We start from the raw sequence: 17,711 nt of genomic DNA, 5'->3' as shown, positions 1-17,711 counted from the left end.
CTCAGGTGATCGCGTGCAGCAACGCCGACAGCACCCGGCCGGTCACCCGGGCCAGGGTCGCCACACCTTCGGCGATCGCGTGGGAGGCTACCTCCAGACCCACGCCGCCGTCCTCGTTCACCGTGTCGGATCTGTTGCGCTGTGCGGACTTTCGATGCTTCCTGCTGACCATGTGCCAACGGTAAGTCCGGGAACCTGCGAAATCCTTAACCTCAACTGAACTTCGCGGCCAGCGTACGTACCACCTCTGCCGGCGCCCGCTCCCGGTAGACCGCTTGCCTCACCGTAAAACCCGTGGTGCTGCCACGGATCTCGGGCCTCTCCCCGACAGGTCTGCACCCACACCGGCCGATGTCAGTCTGCCGATGGATGCGGGCTCCCGAAATCAGGACGGATCCGCCTCGCCACCGCCACCCGCTCGCCCCGCCGCGCACAGCGCCCTCGACAACCGGATCGAGAACGCAGCTGCGCGGACGTCCGACTCGACCGTCTCATCGGCCCTGGACCCCGGGTCCGGGAATGCGGATAGGTGCTACACGTGTTGAGAAAGCTGTGCAAATCGTAGAAAGATCGTAGAAACGAGGGGTGTACCCGGAAGATGACCAGGTCAGCGGTGGTATAGGCTTTGTCGGTCATGAAGTCGGCTTATTCGGGTCCGGTCAGCGGAGCGCCCAGGACGGTCTACCTCGACCACGCGGCGACCACTCCGATGGTGCCGGTCGCGGTCGAGGCGATGACGGCTGCGCTGGGTGTGGTCGGGAATGCTTCGTCGTTGCACGGGTCGGGGCGGGCGGCGCGGCGGTCGCTGGAGGAAGCGCGTGAGTCGATCGCGGCCGATCTGGGGGCGCGGCCGTCGGAAGTGATCTTCACTTCCGGGGGGACCGAGAGTGACAATCTCGCGGTCAAGGGGATTTTCTGGGGGCGCAGGGCCGCTGATGCGCGGCGTACCAGGATCGTCACCAGCGCGGTCGAGCACCATGCGGTGCTCGACGCGGTGGAGTGGCTGGAGAAGCACGAGGGTGCGCGGGTCAGCTGGCTGCCGGTGGACGCCGAGGGAGTGGTGTCGCCGCAGGTGCTGCGGGCCGAGCTGGCCGCGCATGCCGACGAGGTGGCGCTGGTGAGCGTCATGTGGGCCAACAACGAGGTCGGTACTGTCGAGCCGATCGCCGAATTGGCTGCTGTCGCCGCGGAATTCGATATCCCCATGCACAGCGACGCGATCCAGGCGGTGACTCAGCTGCCCGTCGATTTCGGGGCGAGTGGGCTGGCCGCGCTCAGCGTCGCCGGGCACAAGGTGGGGGGACCGCACGGGATCGGGGTGCTGCTGCTGGGCAGGCAGGTGCCGTGCGTGCCGCTGGTGCACGGCGGCGGACACGAGCGTGACCTGCGTTCGGGAACCTCCGATGTGGCCGCGGCCGTCGGGCTCGCCGCCGCCCTGCGTGAGGGCACCGCCGAGCTGTCCGGACGCACCGAGCAGTTGCGTGTGCTGCGCGACCGGCTGATCGCCGGGGTGCGCGCCGCGGTGCCCGACGCGGTACTCAACGGGCCCGCCGAGCAGCGTCTGCCCGGCAATGCCCATTTCACCTTCCCCGGCTGCGAGGGCGACTCGCTGCTCATGCTGCTCGATGCCGCCGGTATCGAATGTTCCACCGGATCGGCCTGCAACGCGGGGGTCGCCTCGCCGAGCCACGTGCTGATCGCCATGGGTGTCGAGCCGTGGCAGGCGCGCAGTTCGCTGCGGTTCTCGCTGGGTCACACCTCGACCGGGGACGATATCGACGCACTGCTGACCGTGCTGCCGCAGGTCATCGAACGGGCCAGGGCCGCGGGCCTGGCCGGCGCTAGAGGAGGTGCCTGATGCGAGTTCTCGCCGCGATGAGTGGTGGTGTCGATTCGGCGGTGGCCGCGGCGCGGGCCGTGGACGCCGGCCACGAGGTGGTCGGGGTGCATCTGGCGCTGTCGGCGAATCCGGGCACGCTGCGGACCGGGTCGCGCGGTTGCTGCTCCAAGGAAGACGCCGGTGACGCGCGGCGCGCCGCGGACGTGCTGGGCATCCCGTTCTATGTCTGGGACTTCGCCGACCGGTTCAAGGAAGACGTGATCGACGATTTCGTCGCCGCCTACGCCGCCGGTGAGACGCCGAATCCGTGCCTGCGCTGCAACGAGAAGATCAAGTTCTCCGCCCTCGCCGATCGCGCCGCGGCGCTGGGCTTCGACGCCGTGGTCACCGGGCATTACGCGCGGCTAGAGGACGGCGTGCTGCGTCGCGCTGTCGACGCCGACAAGGACCAGTCCTATGTGCTCGCGGTGCTCACCGCCGAGCAGCTCGCGCGCGCCATGTTCCCGGTCGGTGACACCCCGAAGCCGCTGATCCGGGCCGAAGCCGCCGAGCGTGGTCTGGCTGTGGCCGACAAGCCCGACAGCCACGACATCTGCTTCATCCCCTCGGGCGACACCCGCGCCTTTCTCGGCGCCAAGATCGGCATCCGACCGGGCGCCCTGGTCGACTCCGACGGCACCGTGCTCGGCGAGCACGAGGGTGTGCACGGGTTCACCGTCGGCCAGCGCAAGGGCCTCGGCCTGACCCACACCGCCGCCGACGGCAAGCCGCGCTATGTCACCGGGATCGATCCCGAGTCGGGCACGGTCGCGGTCGGTTCGATCGAGGATCTGCAGGTCGACATCGTCACCGCCGATCGCGCCATCTGGACCTCCGGTGTGCGCCCGGCGGAGCCGGTCGAGTGCATCGTGCAGGTGCGCGCGCACGGCGGCACCGCGCCTGCGGTCGTCGAACCGGTGGGGGACGGGTTCGTCGCCCGGCTGCGCGAACCGCTCACCGGCGTCGCCAAGGGCCAGGCCATCGTGGCCTACCTGCCCGATGCCGCGGCGGGTGACACCGTGGTCGGCAGCGGCACGATCAACGGCACCGATCGCGCCGCGGCCACCTCGGCCGTCGCCGACGCCTCGGCCTGAACCGCCACGCCAGGTCGGCGCGGAGTACCGCATCGACCGGTGAGTACTCCGTACGACCAGTCGAAAGGTGTTGAGCGCGTGGCATTGTGGCGAAGCGAGGAGTCGCGGGAGGTCGTCGCGGCGGAGCCGGTCGACCTGTTGACCGGCGGCATCGCCACCGGCATCGGCTCCTGGCCGGGCACCGACCCGCGTGAGGCCGCCGCGACGATCATCGGGGAACTGCCCGCGCTGCCGCATCTGGTCGAGCTGCCCGAGCGGGGGATCGGCGCCGACATGATCGGGCGGGTGTCGGCGCTGCTGGTCGATCTGCGTTTCGATTCGACGACCCGTGGCTACCGGCTGGGCGCGCGGCCCGGTGCGGTGTCGCGGCGGGCCAGGGACCTGCTGCACGCCGACCTCGACGCGATCGAAGAAGCCTGGGAGACAGCGGGTCTCGCGGGCACCGGCCGGGTGGTGAAGATCCAGTCGGCGGGTCCGCTCACGCTGGCCGCCGAGGTCGAGCTGCCGGGCGGGCATCGCATCCTCACCGATTCCGGTGCGGTACGCGATCTTTCGGAATCTCTCGCCGAGGGGCTGGCCCGGCACGCCGCCGAGATTCGCAAGCGGCTCGGCGCCGAGGTGATCGTCCAGCTCGACGAACCCCAGCTCACCACCGTCCTCGACGGTGCGCTGCGGGGCCCCAGCATCCTCAACACCATCCGCGCCCTGCCGGAGCCGGACGCCCTGCACCTCCTCGACACGGTCATCACCGCCCAACCCGGCCCGGTGCTGCTGCACACCTGCGCGCCCCGCCCCGCCCTCACCACGCTGGGCCGCACGGCCGCCGCCGCCATCTCCTTCGACGCCGCGACCATCACCACCGCCGACCTCGACCCGCTCGGCGAGATCGTGGACGCAGGCAAGAAGATCGTGCTCGGCCTGGCCCCGACGACGGCCCCGGCCACTCCGGTCACCTGGCGCACCGTCGCCGAACCAGGCGTCCGCCTGATCGACCGCCTCGGCTTCCCCCGCCGCGTCCTCGCCGAACAGGTCCTGGTCACCCCGGCCTGCGGCCTGGCCGGCGCCCCGCTGCCCTGGTCCCGCAAGGCCCTCTCGCTAGCTGTCGACGCCGCCCGCGCCTTCGCCGAGGACCCGGACTCGATCATCGTCGACTGACCCCCGCAACCAGAGAGGCTTCCTGGCTGCCGAAGCCTTTCCCGCCGATCGGCGACGCGGGTCCCTCGGCTCGATGTGATCGGTCCCGAATAGCCCTTGCGACGTGCGGGAACGGTGATCGGAAGTGTCGGTGGGCTCGGCTAGGGTTCGACAGGTGAGTGACAGCGTGGATTCCGAGCCGGTGGCGGCGACCTCCGAACAGCGGGTGCGGTGGCAGCGGCTGGCCGATGAGGTGCGTGAGCATCAGTTCCGGTATTACGTGCGCGATGCGCCGATCATCACCGATGGCGAGTTCGACACACTGCTGCGCGAGTTGCAGGCGCTCGAGGACACGCATCCCGATCTGCGCACCCCCGATTCGCCGACCCAGCTGGTCGGCGGCGGGTTCGCCACCGAGTTCACCGCGGTCGACCATCTCGAGCGGATGCTGTCGCTGGACAATGTCTTCGACGTCGACGAGTTACGGGCCTGGGCCGGTCGGGTCGAGGCCGAAACCGGGTCGGAACCGCACTACCTGTGCGAGGTCAAGATCGACGGGGTCGCGCTGAACCTGGTGTACGAGAACGGCAAACTGGTGCGCGGGGCGACCCGGGGGGACGGGCGCACCGGCGAGGACGTCACCCTCAACGCCCGCACCATCGAAGACATCCCGGCCGAACTCACCCCGAGTGCGGAGTTCCCGGTGCCGGAGCTGCTCGAAGTGCGCGGCGAGGTCTACTTCCGGCTCGCCGACTTCGAGACGCTCAACGCCCAGATCGTCGCCGAAGGCAAACCGCCGTACGCGAATCCACGCAATACCGCCGCCGGCTCGCTGCGCCAGAAGAACCCGGCCGTCACCGCGCAGCGCAGACTGCGGATGATCTGCCACGGCTTCGGCCGCATCGAGGGCTACCGGTCCGAGTCCCAGCACCAGGCCTATCAGGCGCTGGTCGCCTGGGGGCTGCCGGTGTCCGAACACACCCGCCTGGTGCAGGGCATCGACGCGGTGATCGAGCGGGTCGCCTACTGGGGCGAGCACCGCCACGACATCGAGCACGAGATCGACGGGCAGGTCGTCAAGGTCGACGAGCTGGCGCTGCAGCGCCGCCTGGGCTCCACCTCGCGGGCGCCGCGCTGGGCCATCGCCTACAAATACCCGCCCGAGGAAGCCACCACCACCCTGCTCGATATCGAGGTCAATGTCGGCCGCACGGGGCGCGTCACCCCGTTCGCGGTGATGGCGCCGGTGTCGATCGCCGGCTCCACGGTCGCCATGGCGACGCTGCACAATGCCTCGGAGGTGAAACGCAAGGGTGTGCTGATCGGCGACACCGTCACCATTCGCAAGGCCGGCGATGTGATCCCCGAGGTCCTCGGTCCGGTGGTGGACGCGCGCACCGGCGGCGAACGCGAGTTCGTGATGCCGACGCACTGCCCGAACTGCGGCACCGAACTGGCGCCGGAGAAAGAGGGCGACGCCGACATCCGCTGCCCCAACCAGCAGCACTGTCCCGCTCAGCTCCGCGAACGTGTCTTCCATCTCGCCGGACGCGGGGCCTTCGATATCGAGGCGCTCGGTGACAAGGCCGCCGACGCGCTGTTGCGATCGGGGGCGATCGTCGACGAGGGTGATCTGTTCGACCTGGACGAGCAGAAGCTGCTCGGCGTCCCGCTGTTCACCAACAAGGAGGGCGGCCTTTCCGCGAACGGCAAGCGCCTGCTGGAGAACCTGCGCACGGTGCTGGACCGCCCGCTGTGGCGGGTGCTCGTCGCCCTGTCGATCCGGCACGTCGGCCCGACCGCGGCCCGCGCGCTGGCCGCCGAATTCGCGAGCCTGGACCGCATCGAATCCGCCACGGTGGCAGAACTTTCGGCCACCGACGGGGTCGGCCCCACCATCGCGGCCGCCGTGGCGGAGTGGTTCACCGTCGACTGGCATCGCGCCATCGTCGGCAAGTGGCGCGCGGCGGGCATGCGGGTGGCCGACGAACGCGACGACTCCATCGCACGCACCCTCGACGGCCTGTCCATCGTGGTCACCGGCTCGCTCGAGAGTTTCACCCGCGACGGCGCCAAGGAGGCGATTCTGGTGCGCGGCGGCAAGGCGGCGGGTTCGGTGTCGAAGAAGACCGCGTTCGTGGTGATCGGTGACGCGCCCGGCTCGAAGGCGGCCAAGGCCGAGGAACTCGGTGTGCCGATCCTGGACGAGGACGGCTTCCGTCTGTTACTCGACGGCGGTCCCGCCGCGGTCACGCCCGCGCCGGAACCGTCCGAGGGCGAGTAGTCCCTCGCTCAGTGCGGGGTGACGGTGACGGTGTTGCCGATCTGCGTCTTCATGTCGAAGCTCGCGCACCGCCCGTTGCTGATCTCGACGGTGCGCGTCGGGCGCTTCTTGTTGTCGACCTCGATCTCGACGACCACCTGCGTCCCCGACATCGAGCACACCTTCGAGACCGGCGCCTCGGTGTAGGACACCGACCCGGCGCCCTGACAGGAATTCGTCGAGTTCCCGAGGAAGACCCGCGCGGTCCCGTTCGGGCACGGATCGGCCACCGCGTTCGGCGCCCCGACCAGGGCGGCGGGCACCAGCGCACCCGCCGACATCGCCACGACGACAACTCCGCGAACCATCACCCGAACTGCCATCACGCGCACCCATTCTCGTCGCCGACCCGGATTCCGCGCACCGACCGGCCGCGGTGCCCAGCATGGTAGTGCGTTTCGGCCGGCTCGTCAGCGGTTGTCGGCCGGATCCGGTCCGGTCGCGAACGGGTTCGGTTCGTCGTCGGCGAGGATGCCGACGAAGGGCTCGCCCTCGCCGGCGAAAACGTAGGCGCCCTGGCGGATCCGCTCGATCAGGCCGCGGGTCCAGGCGGCTTCGCTGTCGGCGGAGTGGACCCACATGTTCATGATCTCGCCGATGTGGCCGAGCTGGCCGGGGCCCTCTTCGGGGGTGTAGTACTCGGTCACCGAGGCGCGCCACCGGGTCAGGCCGGTGATCCGCTGTTCGAGGAGCGCGACGGCGTCGTCGCGGGGGAGGTCGACGAGGAAGCCGATCCCGGCCGAGAGCATGTCCATCTTCTGGTCGTAGGAGGTCAGTGCCTGGCGCAGCAGCGCGAAGTACTCCTCGGTGCCCTTGTCGTTGATCTCGTATTCCACCCGCGGCGGACCGCCCACGGTGCTCGGGGCGACCTCGTGCTCGACGAGCAGTCCCTGCTTGGCCATCTGCTTGAGCGCGTGGTAGATCGAGCCCGGCTTGGCGTTGGACCACTCGTGCGCACCCCAGAACTCCAGGTCGTTGCGCACCTGGTAGCCGTGTGCTCGTCCGTGCTGGCGGACCGCGCCGAGGACCAGCAGGCGGATCGCTGACATGGACGGCTCCCTTCTGGTCAACTTTGACCAATCTAGCAGTATTCAAGTTTGACTAATTCCGGCGATCGCCGTACCGTGGCCGTCTAGTCAAATTTGATCACTGAGTTTTCGGAGGGTGAAGTGACTGACCACGATCAGGCGATCGTCGTCGCGGGCGTGCGCAAGAAATACGGCGACAAGCCGGCCCTGGACGGTCTCGACCTCACCGTCCGGACCGGGACCGTGCACGCGGTCCTCGGCCCGAACGGCGCGGGCAAGACCACCGCGGTGCGCATCATGTCCACCCTGCTGCGCCCGGACGAAGGATACGTCGAGGTGGCGGGCATGGATGTGCGGCACCGGGCCGAGCAGGTGCGCACCCGGATCGGGCTGCTCGGTCAGCACGCGGCCGTCGACGAGGAGCTCAGCGGACGGCAGAACCTGGAGATGTTCGGGCGCCTCTACCATCTGGGCACGCGCCGCGCGGGCGTGCGGGCCGACGAACTGCTGGCGCGATTCGGGCTCGGCGACACCGGCAAGAAGGCCGTCAAGCAGTACAGCGGCGGGATGCGCCGCCGCCTCGACCTCGCCGCCTCGCTCATCTCCGAACCACAAGTGCTGTTCCTGGACGAGCCGACCACCGGGCTCGATCCGCGCGGGCGCACCGAGGTGTGGAATTCGGTGCGCTCCCTGGTCGACGGCGGCACCACGGTCCTGCTCACCACGCAGTACCTGGAGGAGGCCGACCAGCTGGCCGACCGGATCTCGGTGATCGACCACGGGAAGGTCATCGCCGACGGCACCGCCGACCAGCTGAAGACCAAGACCGGCGGTGACCGCATCGACGTGGTCCTGCACGACCCGGCCCAGCTCGCCATGGCCGCCGCGCTGTTGCCCGGCGACGCGGTGGTGGACGAGGACCGCCGCCTGGTCAGCGCCGCGGTGACCGACCGGATGGCGGCCCTGACCGAGACCGTCCGGGCCTTCGCGGCCCACGGCATCGAACCCGAGGACATCGCGGTCCGGCGCCCGACACTCGACGAAGTCTTCCTGCACCTGACCAAGGAGAACGCGGCGTGAGCACGACGCGACAGCTGGATTCGACGCTGAGCTGGGCAGTGGCCGACTCGTGGACGATGACCAGGCGCGAGCTGGCGCACTGGGCGCGCCAGCCGGTGCAGCTGGTCGTCGGGCTGGTCTTCCCGGTAATGCTGCTGCTGATGTTCAGCTATCTGATCGGTGGTGGTCGTGGCATCGACGGCGACTTCAAGGACTACCTGGTCCCCGGCATGCTGACGATGACCATGGCCTTCGGCCTCGAGTCGACGATGCTCGCGGTCACCCAGGACCTGAACAAGGGTGTCATCGACCGGTTCCGCTCGATGCCGATGAACTCGGCCGCGGTCCTGGTCGGCCGCAGCATCGCCGACATGCTGCAGTCGGCGGTCGGGCTGACGGTGATGATCGCGGTCGGGTACGCGATCGGCTGGCGCTGGCACGGCGGCGGCGCCGCGTTCCTCGGTGCGGTGGGACTCCTGCTGCTGCTTCGGTTCGCGATGCTGTGGATCGGCATCTACCTGGCCATGGTCGCGGGCAAACCGGAACTGGTGCAGGCGGTCCAGATCCTGGTCTGGCCGGTCGGCTTCCTCTCCAACGCCATCGCCTCGCCCGAATCGATGCCGTCGTGGCTGGGCGCGGTGGTCGAATGGAATCCCATGTCGGCGACGGCGACCGCGGTGCGCGGCCTGTTCGGCAACCCGGTCGCGGCGGGTGACTCGTGGGCCGCGGCCAACGCGGAACTGCTCGCGGTGGCCTGGCCGGTCGCCCTGGTCGCGGTGTTCTTCCCGCTGGCGGTGCAGCGGTTCCGGGACCTGAGCCGATAGCGGACTCGCCCGGCGAGAACAGGGGTAACTCGCCGGGTACGGGCTGAGCCGGCCACGTACCCCATCGCCTGCCGCGTCGACGAGCCCGCACGTCCCTTAGTCTGGCCAAAGGACTCGGAGAGGCGGACGAGCGCAGTGCTGCGTAGTTTTCAGGTGACAAACCACCGATCGCTGGCTGAGGCGCAGCAATTGCGGCTCAGCAAGGGTGTCGGTGGGCCGGTGGCGGTGCCGGTGACGGCGGTGCACGGTGTGGCCGCCTCGGGGAAGACGAGCCTGATCGACGCGCTCGCGCAGATGCGAGACGCGGTCCTGCACTCGGTCAGCGGATGGGATCCCTATGCGGGGCCGGTGCGCAGGCCGCATCTCGGGTTCGCGGATCGGCCAACCGAATTCGTGGTGGGGTTCGTCGCCGAAGGCGTGCCCTACACCTACGGATTCCGGCTCGACAACGCCGATGTGCTCGCGGAGTGGCTGTACACGCATCCGCGCTCGCGCAAGCGAATCGTGTTCGAGCGCACCGGTGATCAGGTCAAGATCGGGCCGATGTTCGAGGCGGCCCGCTACGGTGTGGCGGCGCTGGTGCCGCTGCTGCGGCCGAACGCGCTGCTGCTGAGCCTGGCCGGGCAGCTCTACGCCGAGGCGCTGGTCCCCGCGTATCGGTGGTTCGCGGCGAATCTGCGGGTGCAGCAGGGCGAGGCGGGCACCGACGCGCTCGCTCACGATCTGGGCAGTCACATCTCCCGCTCACCCGACAACGCCGCCCGGCTGCTGATGCTGCTGCGCACCGCCGACCTCGGTATCGAGGACCTGCTCGTCGCCGAACACGACCCGATGTACGCCGACTACCTGCGCGACCTCGACGCCGAAATCGGCGCGCTGTCAGCACAACTCGACCACGGCGGCGCCGACCCGATCCTGGTGGAACGGGAACTGAGCACCGTGCGCGCCGCCAGGGACGCGCTGTACCGGCGCATGGTGGACCGGCGCGGTGCCGGGCTGAGCCTGGTGCACGAGGGGATCGATGTGCCCTTCGAACTGGCCGACGAGTCCAGCGCCACCCGCTCGCTGCTGCGGGTGCTGCCCGCGATGCTGGAGGCACTCGACACCGGACAGGTCCTGGCCGTCGACGATCTCGGCGCCGGACTGCCGGTGGAGGAGACCGACCGGCTGGTGCAGCTGTTCCAGAACCCCGAGACCAATGCCCGTGGCGCGCAACTGTTCTACACCACCGCCAACCGCGCCCTGATCGACCGGGGCAACGGGCGCTCGCAACGCACCAGGACCGCGGTCTGGCAGTTGCGCCGCGAACACGGCGTCAGCGAACTCACCCCGCTGTGACCGGCGTAATCGTGCAATTCGGCGACCGCCAGTCGTTATATCGACTGAGCGGCGCCGAATTGCACGATGACGCCGGGGCCTAGCATGGAGACATGCTCGAAGTGGTGATGGCGGCGGCCATGGTGACGTTGCTGGTCGTGACGATCGGCGCGATCGTGGCCGCCCGCGCCGGGAAGGGCGGGGGAGCGAACCTCGAACACGGGTCGCTGCACATCACCGGTGTCAGCCCGCTGCCCGCCATGACCGGCGAGCACTACGTCACCATCACCGGCACCCTCACCGGACCCTCGGTCGCCGGGACCGTGGTCTACCGGCGCTTCGCCTGGGACGCGGCGCACTGGCCCGCCGTCGGTGACCAGCTGCTCGTCGCCTACCCGCCGCTCAATCCGGACAAGTGGGTCGCCGACCATCCCGGACTGCGCCCCTACCTCGGGTCGTGACCGCGAGCTCACCGTCGCCCGGATTGTCGGGTGAGGGCGAGCTCACAGCGGTGCGGATGGGATCATGCGCAGATGCACGGCACATCAGCCCCCACCCCCGGCACCGGACTCGAGATCCGTCCCGCACACCCCAGCGAGTACGACGAGATCTCCGCCCTGACCGTCGACGTGTACGTCGGCGACGGTTACGTCTCACCCGATGACGCCTATGTCACCGAACTCGGTGACGTGGCGCATCGCGCCGCCGCGGCCGAGGTCCTCGTCGCCGTCCACGACGACCGGATCGCCGGCTCGCTGACCGTCGCGAAGCCGGGTACGCCCTATGCCGAGATCGCCCTGCCCGGCGAGCTCGAGTTCCGCATGCTCGCCGTCGCCAAACGCGCCCGCGGCCTCGGTGCGGGCACCGCGCTGGTCCACGCGGTCCTCGCCGCGGCGCGGGCGGGCGGCTACGAGGCGGTCGCGCTCACCACCATGTCGACCATGGTCGACGCGCACCGCATCTACGAGCGGCTCGGCTTCGTCGCTGTGCCGGAACGCAATTGGGCCACCCCGGACGGTTTACAGCTGCACGTGATGCGCCTGGCGCTGAATTAGTTCAGGACGGTGGCGACGATGCCGGCCAGGTAGCCGAGCCGGGCGACCTCCGACGGGCGGAAATCGGGCCCACCGGGACGGCCCAGCAGCAACGCCTTGCCGGAGTTGCCCAGCGGTGCCGCGGCGAGCTTGGTGTCCATGTCACGCCAGATCTGCGGCACCCACTCGGCCTCGCCGTCGAGCCACATCGGCTTCTCCAGCGGCATCCACGGCGCCGAACCCGCTTGTGTCTCCGGCGCACTCGGGCTGCCGACGACCCGATAGGCGCCGGCCGGGCCGAGCCCGATGATGGTGGACCAGCCCACCCGCAGCACCCGCGGGCACCCGTCGACGAGTACCTGCAGGCGGTCGTCGCGGGCACTGGCGACCTGGTCGATCAGCTCGAGCTCGCGATGGGTGTCGAGCACGCCGGAATACGGGCGGATGGAGTCGACGCTCACATCGCGCACTGATTCCGCCGCGGTGATCAAGGTGTCGGGCAGGGCGCCGGTGGGCACTTCGACCACCAGATCGTCGACCGCGAATCCGGCCCCGCGTTCCACGACGTCGAGGGAGAGGATGTCGGCGCCGACACCGCCGAGGGCGAGCGCGAGAGAACCGAGGCTTCCCGGTCGATCCGGAAGTTGCACGCGGAGCAGGTATGACACGTGCGTTCCTTTCCTTGACGGCCGAGGTGGTTCGAGACGAATACCCGGTGACGCAATACTTACACCCCGGTACGCGGGTTCTCGACTCGAGTATGACCCCAATCGCGCGACATGGGCGACCTTTCGTGCGCGGCGGGTGCGTCCCCGAGCGGGTCGAGCGGTACCGGTCGGCGTGCGCAGGGCTGCGGATTGCCGCGCACCGGTGCCAACTAGGCTGTAGGCGACTACTGCCCACCGAAGCCGAAAGGGGTCCCGCGGTGCCCGCAATCTCCCGTGACGAGGTCGCTCACCTCGCCCGGCTGTCCCGGCTGGCGTTGACCGACGCCGAACTCGACCAGTTCGCCGGTCAGCTGGATTCGATCCTCAGCCACGTGCGGACCATCTCCGAGGTCGCCGCCGACGTCCCCGCCACCGCGTCGCCGAACCCGACGACCAATGTGACCAGGCCCGATGTGGTCGTGCCCGGTCTCACCCCCGAGCAGGCGCTGGACCAGGCGCCCGCCGTCGAGGAACAGCGTTTCCTGGTCCCGCAGATCCTGGGAGAGGGCGAATGAGCGAGCTGACCACGCTGTCGGCGGCCGAGCTGGCGGCGAAGATCCACGGGGGCGAGGTGTCCTCGACCGAGGTCACCCAGGCGCACCTGGATCGGATCGCCGCGGTCGACGGTGAGCTCAACGCGTTCCTGCACGTCGCCGGGGACGAGGCGCTGGCCGCGGCCGCCGTGGTCGACGCCGCGCACGCCGCGGGCGAGACCCCGGCCTCGGCGCTGGCCGGAGTTCCGTTGGCGCTCAAGGACGTTTTCACCACCACCGACATGCCGACCACCTGCGCTTCGAAGATCCTCGAGGGCTGGATGTCGCCGTACGACGCGACGGTCACCTCGCGGCTGCGCGCCGCGGGCATCCCGATCCTGGGCAAGACCAATATGGACGAGTTCGCGATGGGCTCCTCCACCGAGAACTCCGCCTACGGCCCGACCCGCAACCCGTGGGACACCACCCGCATCCCGGGCGGTTCCGGTGGTGGTTCGGCCGCGGCGCTGGCCTCGTTCCAGGCGCCGCTGGCCATCGGCACCGACACCGGCGGCTCGATCCGGCAGCCCGCCGCGGTCACCGCGACGGTCGGCGTGAAGCCCACCTACGGCACCGTCTCCCGCTACGGCCTGGTGGCCTGCGCGTCCTCACTGGACCAGGGCGGCCCGTGTGGTCGCACCGTGCTCGACACCGCGCTGCTGCACGAGGTGATCGCCGGGCACGACCCGCGCGACTCCACGTCGCGCAATGTGCCCGTGGCCCCGGTCGTCGAGGCGGCCCGTCAGGGTGCCACCGGTGACCTGAGTGGTGTGCGGGTCGGCGTGGTGCGCGAATTGCATTCCGACAGTTACCAGCCCGGCGTGCTGGCCTCCTTCGACGCCGCTGTCGCGGTGCTGAAGGAACTGGGCGCCGAGGTGATCGAGGTGTCGTGCCCGAACTTCGAGTACGCGCTGTCCTCGTACTACCTGGTGATGCCCTCGGAGGTGTCGTCGAACCTGGCGCGCTTCGACGCCATGCGCTACGGCCTGCGCGCCGGTGACGACGGCAGCCACAGCGCCGACCAGGTGATGTCGCTGACCCGCGAGGCCGGTTTCGGCCCGGAGGTCAAGCGCCGCATCATCATCGGCACCTACGCGCTCTCGGCCGGCTACTACGACGCCTACTACGGTCAGGCGCTCAAGGTCCGCACGATGATCGCGCAGGACTTCGACGCGGCCTACGAGAAGGTCGACGTGCTGGTTTCGCCGACCAGCCCGTTCACCCCGTGGAAGCTGGGCGAGAAGGTGAACGATCCGCTGGCCATGTACCTGTCGGACTTGTGCACCCTGCCGACCAACCTGGCCGGGCACTGCGGCATGTCGGTGCCCTCGGGCCTGTCGGCCGACGACAACCTGCCGGTGGGTCTGCAGATCATGGCGCCCGCTCTGGCCGACGACCGCCTGTACCGGGTCGGCGCGGCCTACGAGCTGGCGCGCGGTGCGCTGCCGGTGCCCGCGGGCGTCTGAGCGAAGAAGGTGTGCCGGGCCGAAACAGCCCGGCACACCGCGTTTTTCAGTCGACCAGGCTGGTGGCGCGGGTGGCCACGCCTGCGGTCATCGCGCCGAAGCCTGCTTTCAGGTGCTTGCCGAGGGCGAGCACCACGACCGGGCTGAGCCAGCCGGCCAGGGTGAAGCGGGATTCGTAGCGGCAGCGGTCGGGGCCCAGCGGGACCACGGTGTGCGAGCGCAGGCTGTGCAGCGCGCCCAGCGGCACCGGCTTCATCGCGTAGCTGAACTCGCTGCCGGGGGTGTGGGTGCGGATCCACTCGCGCTGCGGGCGGCGGTTGCCGCCGAGCTGCACCTGCATGTCGATCGGCGCGCCCGGCTCCAGCGTGCTCGCCGCCTCGAAGCAGAAGGTGTTCCATTCGCCGTAGCGGTCGAAGTCGGTGAGCACCTCCCACACCGTCGCGGCGGGTACGTCGATCTCGATCGTTTCGTCGATCACCAAGGCCATGCCAGCAAACTAGGACATGTTCTAGTTTTCGGCAAGGCGTCAGGACAGGCGACGGCGGCGCTTGCGCAGCGCGTCGATGATCACCACGCACGCCGTGGTCGCCGCGAACAACCCGAGCACCGTCCGGGCCAGCGGCCACAGATTGGGCCGGTCAGCCGGGTCGGTCTCGGCGAAGAGGTTCTCCACCACCGGCGCGCGGTACTCCTGCCTGCGCGAGTTCACGTCGACGGCGGTGAAGGCGATATCGGCCATCACCCCGCAGCGGGCCTGGGAGAACTCGCCCTCGCGCTGTTCGCAGGCGGTGTGGATGCGCCGGTTCAGCGCCGCATCCACCGCCCGGCGCGCCCACTGGCCCAGCGGTTCGTCGACCCGCTCGGCGTAGCGCAGCATGTCATAGCCCAGGTCGTGCGCCATGCAGGCGGACTGGAACTCCGCGGGCAGGGTCACCGGCGAGGAACACGACCCGTTCGGGTTCACCAGCAGCCCGTTGCGCACCGCCGGGTCGTAGCCGAACTTGTAGCCGAAATCGCGCGGGATGAGCGCGGGAGCGTCCGGATCGTCATCGGTGAGGGCCCGCACCACCTCGGCCGCGACGGCGTTCTCGGGCAGATCAGGGGTGGTGCCCATGGCACCGGGCGAGGACATCACGACCGCGGCCGCCATCGCCAGCCCCGCGGTGCACAGGGCGACACCGCTACGACGGCGGCGCTGCCCGGGCTCGGCGGGAGCCGGTGACTGGTCGGAGGCGGTGGAGACGGCGGTACGGGCGCGGCGAGCGGCGGGTACCGGGCGAAGCGGGGTGTTCATGGCCTCCGACGGTAAGGAGCGGGGCGCGCGGCGGGCATCCCGCTGCGGACCGGTTCGTCAGCGGCGCGGGCGGGTGACCCGGCGCCGGGGTCACACCAGGGTAGGGGGTCCGAATTCGCCCGTGGGTATGAGGTCCGCCGACCGGGCGGTTCGTAGGCTCACAGGCATGTCCGGACAACTGCGCCCCGCCGCGCGCCGCATCCCCGCGCGCCTCTGGTTCGACCTGGCCACGGTGCTGGTCGCGCTGATTCTCTACAGCATCGCCTGGCCGACGTTGTTCGTCACCCACGAGGTCGCGCCGGTGCTCGCGCCGCTGGTGTCCGCGCTCGCGGTGTTCCCGATCCTGCTGGTGCGGATCAACCCGGCGCTGGGCTGGGCGATCTCCGCGGGCGCGGCGCTGCTGCTCTCGCTGGCGCTCTCGCCGAGCCCGGGCAACGACCTGCCGTTCGAGGTCGTGCACATCATCGTGCTGTTCGTGCTGCTGTTCGCGGTGGCGTTGCGCGCACCGGTGCAGGTCATCGTGGTGGCCTGGCTCGCGCAGTCGATGCTGTTCGCCGCCACCATGCCCGGATCCGACACCGGGCCGGTGTGGGGCTGGGTGATCGGGTTCGGCGCGCTGGCGCTGTTCGGTTATCTGGTGCGCGTGCTGGTCGACTCGCGGCGCCAGCTCGAGCAGCAGGAAGAGGTCACCGAGCTCGAACGCGCGCGCCGGGCGATCCTCGAGGAGAAGGCGCGCATCGCCCGCGACCTGCACGATGTGGTGGCCCACCACATGTCGATGGTGGTCGTGCAGGCACAGACCGCGCCCTACCGGATCGCCGATCTGGAACCGGCGGCCCGCGCGGAGTTCGAATCCATCGGCGCGACCGCGCGCACCGCGCTCAACGAGATCCGCGGCCTGCTCGGCGTACTGCGCAGCGACGGGCAGCTGCCCGAGCACGCGCCGCAGCCGCGCGCGGCCGAGGTGCCCGCCCTGTGCGCGTCGGCGCAACGGGCCGGGGTACCGGTGCAATGGTCGGTGACCGGGGATCTGGAGACGGTGCCGGAGACGACCGGGCTGGCCGTCTACCGGGTGGTGCAGGAGTCGATGGCCAATGCCGCCCGGCACGCGCCCGGCGCCGCGGTGCACGTCGGCGTCGCGGTGACAGCCGGCGGGGTCGGGGTCACCGTGCGCAACGCACCCGCCGCCACCGTGCCACGGCCCACCCTCGGCGGCGGGCACGGCATCGAGGGGATGCGGACCAGGGTCGCCGCGGTCGGTGGCGAACTGGCCGCCGCGCCCACCTCGACCGGCGGATTCGAGGTCTCGGCCCACCTGCCCACCCCGTAGGCCCATTAGGGTGGTCGGGTGGCTATTACCGTTTTGATCGCCGACGACCAGGCGATGGTGCGGCAGGGTTTCGGCGCGCTGCTCGGCGCACAGCCCGACATCAGCGTCGTGGGCGACGCACCCGACGGCAAAGTGGCGGTGGCCGAGGCCAAGCGGCTGCGCCCCGACGTGGTGCTGATGGATGTGCGGATGCCGGAGATGAACGGACTCGACGCCGCCCGCGCCATCCTGGCCGCCGGGTTCGACCCGCCGGTGCGGGTCCTCATGCTCACCACCTTCGACATCGACGACTACGTCTACGAGGCACTGAGCCTGGGCGCGAGCGGATTCCTGCTCAAGGACGCGCCCGCCGAGGAACTGGTGCGCGCGGTGCGGGTGGTCGCCGACGGGCAGGCGCTGCTGGCCCCGACGATCACCCGCAGGCTCATCGCCGATGTCACCCGCAGACGCAACTCGGTGCGCACCCCACCGGCGCCCGCGCTGGCCGCGCTCACCCCGCGCGAACGCGAAGTACTCGAACTGGTCGCCAAGGGGTTGTCCAACACCGAGATCGCGGCCTCGCTCTATGTCGCCGAGCAGACCGTGAAAACCCATGTCTCCAAGGTCTTTTCCAAACTCGGGCTGCGCGACCGCGCCCAGGCCGTGGTATTGGCGTATGAATCCGGCCTGGTCGTCCCCGGCTGAGCGGG

The 17,711-nt window shown here is 70.0% G+C and carries 19 protein-coding genes; 13 read left to right on the top strand and 6 right to left on the bottom strand.

Annotation, left to right across the window (positions count from 1 at the left end; genetic code table 11):
* Position 1: 1 nt before the first annotated feature.
* Positions 2-172 carry a hypothetical protein gene (locus ACFXK0_RS00885; protein WP_379407558.1) on the bottom strand — a complete coding sequence of 57 codons (171 nt, stop codon included), beginning with the start codon at positions 170-172 and terminating at the stop codon, positions 2-4.
* 462 nt (positions 173-634) lie between these two features.
* On the opposite strand from ACFXK0_RS00885, the gene ACFXK0_RS00880 reads away from it, so the two are divergent.
* The 4 genes from ACFXK0_RS00880 (at position 635) to ligA (ending at position 6,391) form a co-directional block, all read left to right on the top strand.
* The gene (locus ACFXK0_RS00880; protein WP_379407556.1) at positions 635-1,858 is read left to right on the top strand and encodes a cysteine desulfurase family protein; all 1,224 of its coding nucleotides are present in this window, start codon (positions 635-637) and stop codon (positions 1,856-1,858) included.
* Complete coding sequence (gene mnmA, locus ACFXK0_RS00875) at positions 1,858-2,973, top strand: tRNA 2-thiouridine(34) synthase MnmA (protein WP_379407555.1); 1,116 nt, start codon at positions 1,858-1,860, stop codon at positions 2,971-2,973. Before ACFXK0_RS00880 ends, mnmA begins: the two co-directional genes overlap by 1 nt.
* A 138-nt stretch (positions 2,974-3,111) precedes the next feature.
* Positions 3,112-4,128 carry a methionine synthase gene (locus tag ACFXK0_RS00870; RefSeq protein WP_379408050.1) on the top strand — a complete coding sequence of 339 codons (1,017 nt, stop codon included), beginning with the start codon at positions 3,112-3,114 and terminating at the stop codon, positions 4,126-4,128.
* A 154-nt stretch (positions 4,129-4,282) separates the two neighbouring features.
* Positions 4,283-6,391 (top strand): NAD-dependent DNA ligase LigA, encoded by a 2,109-nt coding sequence (gene ligA, locus ACFXK0_RS00865; RefSeq protein ID WP_379407554.1) that lies wholly within the window; start codon positions 4,283-4,285, stop codon positions 6,389-6,391.
* Between the two features lie 8 nt (positions 6,392-6,399).
* Here the strand turns inward: ligA and ACFXK0_RS00860 are convergent, their stop codons facing one another.
* Positions 6,400-6,753 carry a hypothetical protein gene (locus ACFXK0_RS00860; protein ID WP_379407552.1) on the bottom strand — a complete coding sequence of 118 codons (354 nt, stop codon included), beginning with the start codon at positions 6,751-6,753 and terminating at the stop codon, positions 6,400-6,402.
* 87 nt (positions 6,754-6,840) lie between these two features.
* Complete coding sequence (locus ACFXK0_RS00855) at positions 6,841-7,479, bottom strand: PadR family transcriptional regulator (protein WP_379407550.1); 639 nt, start codon at positions 7,477-7,479, stop codon at positions 6,841-6,843.
* A 120-nt stretch (positions 7,480-7,599) separates the two neighbouring features.
* Here ACFXK0_RS00855 and ACFXK0_RS00850 point away from each other — a divergent pair, with 120 nt between their 5' ends.
* The 5 genes from ACFXK0_RS00850 to ACFXK0_RS00830 all read left to right on the top strand — a co-directional run bounded on the left by ACFXK0_RS00850 (position 7,600) and on the right by ACFXK0_RS00830 (position 11,713).
* Positions 7,600-8,538, top strand: a complete 939-nt coding sequence (locus ACFXK0_RS00850; RefSeq protein WP_379407549.1) for an ATP-binding cassette domain-containing protein — start codon at positions 7,600-7,602, stop codon at positions 8,536-8,538.
* Positions 8,535-9,341 carry an ABC transporter permease gene (locus ACFXK0_RS00845; protein WP_379407548.1) on the top strand — a complete coding sequence of 269 codons (807 nt, stop codon included), beginning with the start codon at positions 8,535-8,537 and terminating at the stop codon, positions 9,339-9,341. The genes ACFXK0_RS00850 and ACFXK0_RS00845 overlap by 4 nt, the downstream gene beginning before the upstream one ends.
* A 153-nt stretch (positions 9,342-9,494) precedes the next feature.
* Positions 9,495-10,679 carry an ATP/GTP-binding protein gene (locus tag ACFXK0_RS00840; protein WP_379407547.1) on the top strand — a complete coding sequence of 395 codons (1,185 nt, stop codon included), beginning with the start codon at positions 9,495-9,497 and terminating at the stop codon, positions 10,677-10,679.
* Positions 10,680-10,771: 92 nt separating this feature from the next.
* Positions 10,772-11,119, top strand: coding sequence for a hypothetical protein (locus tag ACFXK0_RS00835; RefSeq protein WP_379407546.1), 348 nt, complete (start codon positions 10,772-10,774; stop codon positions 11,117-11,119).
* Between the two features lie 72 nt (positions 11,120-11,191).
* Complete coding sequence (locus tag ACFXK0_RS00830; RefSeq protein WP_379407544.1) at positions 11,192-11,713, top strand: GNAT family N-acetyltransferase; 522 nt, start codon at positions 11,192-11,194, stop codon at positions 11,711-11,713.
* Here the strand turns inward: ACFXK0_RS00830 and ACFXK0_RS00825 are convergent.
* The gene (locus ACFXK0_RS00825) at positions 11,710-12,360 is read right to left on the bottom strand and encodes an amino acid-binding protein (RefSeq protein ID WP_379407542.1); all 651 of its coding nucleotides are present in this window, start codon (positions 12,358-12,360) and stop codon (positions 11,710-11,712) included. The two genes, ACFXK0_RS00830 and ACFXK0_RS00825, sit on opposite strands and share 4 nt — an antisense overlap.
* A 257-nt stretch (positions 12,361-12,617) precedes the next feature.
* Between ACFXK0_RS00825 and gatC the strand changes: the two genes are divergently transcribed.
* Both gatC and gatA read left to right on the top strand, forming a co-directional pair.
* The gene (gene gatC / locus ACFXK0_RS00820; protein WP_067493225.1) at positions 12,618-12,914 is read left to right on the top strand and encodes an Asp-tRNA(Asn)/Glu-tRNA(Gln) amidotransferase subunit GatC; all 297 of its coding nucleotides are present in this window, start codon (positions 12,618-12,620) and stop codon (positions 12,912-12,914) included.
* Positions 12,911-14,398 carry an Asp-tRNA(Asn)/Glu-tRNA(Gln) amidotransferase subunit GatA gene (gene gatA / locus ACFXK0_RS00815; protein ID WP_379407541.1) on the top strand — a complete coding sequence of 496 codons (1,488 nt, stop codon included), beginning with the start codon at positions 12,911-12,913 and terminating at the stop codon, positions 14,396-14,398. The genes gatC and gatA overlap by 4 nt, the downstream gene beginning before the upstream one ends.
* Positions 14,399-14,444: 46 nt before the next feature.
* Here the strand turns inward: gatA and ACFXK0_RS00810 are convergent, their stop codons facing one another.
* Positions 14,445-14,885: an SRPBCC family protein gene (locus ACFXK0_RS00810; protein ID WP_379407540.1), complete on the bottom strand. Its 441-nt coding sequence runs from the start codon at positions 14,883-14,885 to the stop codon at positions 14,445-14,447.
* A 39-nt stretch (positions 14,886-14,924) separates the two neighbouring features.
* Positions 14,925-15,692, bottom strand: coding sequence for a hypothetical protein (locus ACFXK0_RS00805; RefSeq protein WP_379407539.1), 768 nt, complete (start codon positions 15,690-15,692; stop codon positions 14,925-14,927).
* A 166-nt stretch (positions 15,693-15,858) separates the two neighbouring features.
* Between ACFXK0_RS00805 and ACFXK0_RS00800 the strand changes: the two genes are divergently transcribed.
* On the top strand, positions 15,859-17,022 hold the full coding sequence (locus ACFXK0_RS00800; protein WP_379407538.1) for a sensor histidine kinase: 1,164 nt from the start codon (positions 15,859-15,861) through the stop codon (positions 17,020-17,022).
* Between the two features lie 18 nt (positions 17,023-17,040).
* A complete protein-coding gene (locus ACFXK0_RS00795) occupies positions 17,041-17,706 on the top strand; it encodes a response regulator (protein ID WP_379407537.1) in 666 nt (221 codons plus the stop codon).
* Positions 17,707-17,711 lie beyond the last annotated feature (5 nt).

The sequence above is a fragment of the Nocardia sp. NPDC059177 genome (assembly GCF_042755165.1).
In the GTDB taxonomy this organism is placed as follows: Bacteria; Actinomycetota; Actinomycetes; order Mycobacteriales; family Mycobacteriaceae; genus Nocardia.
This window is presented reverse-complemented; position numbering and strand designations above follow the sequence as displayed.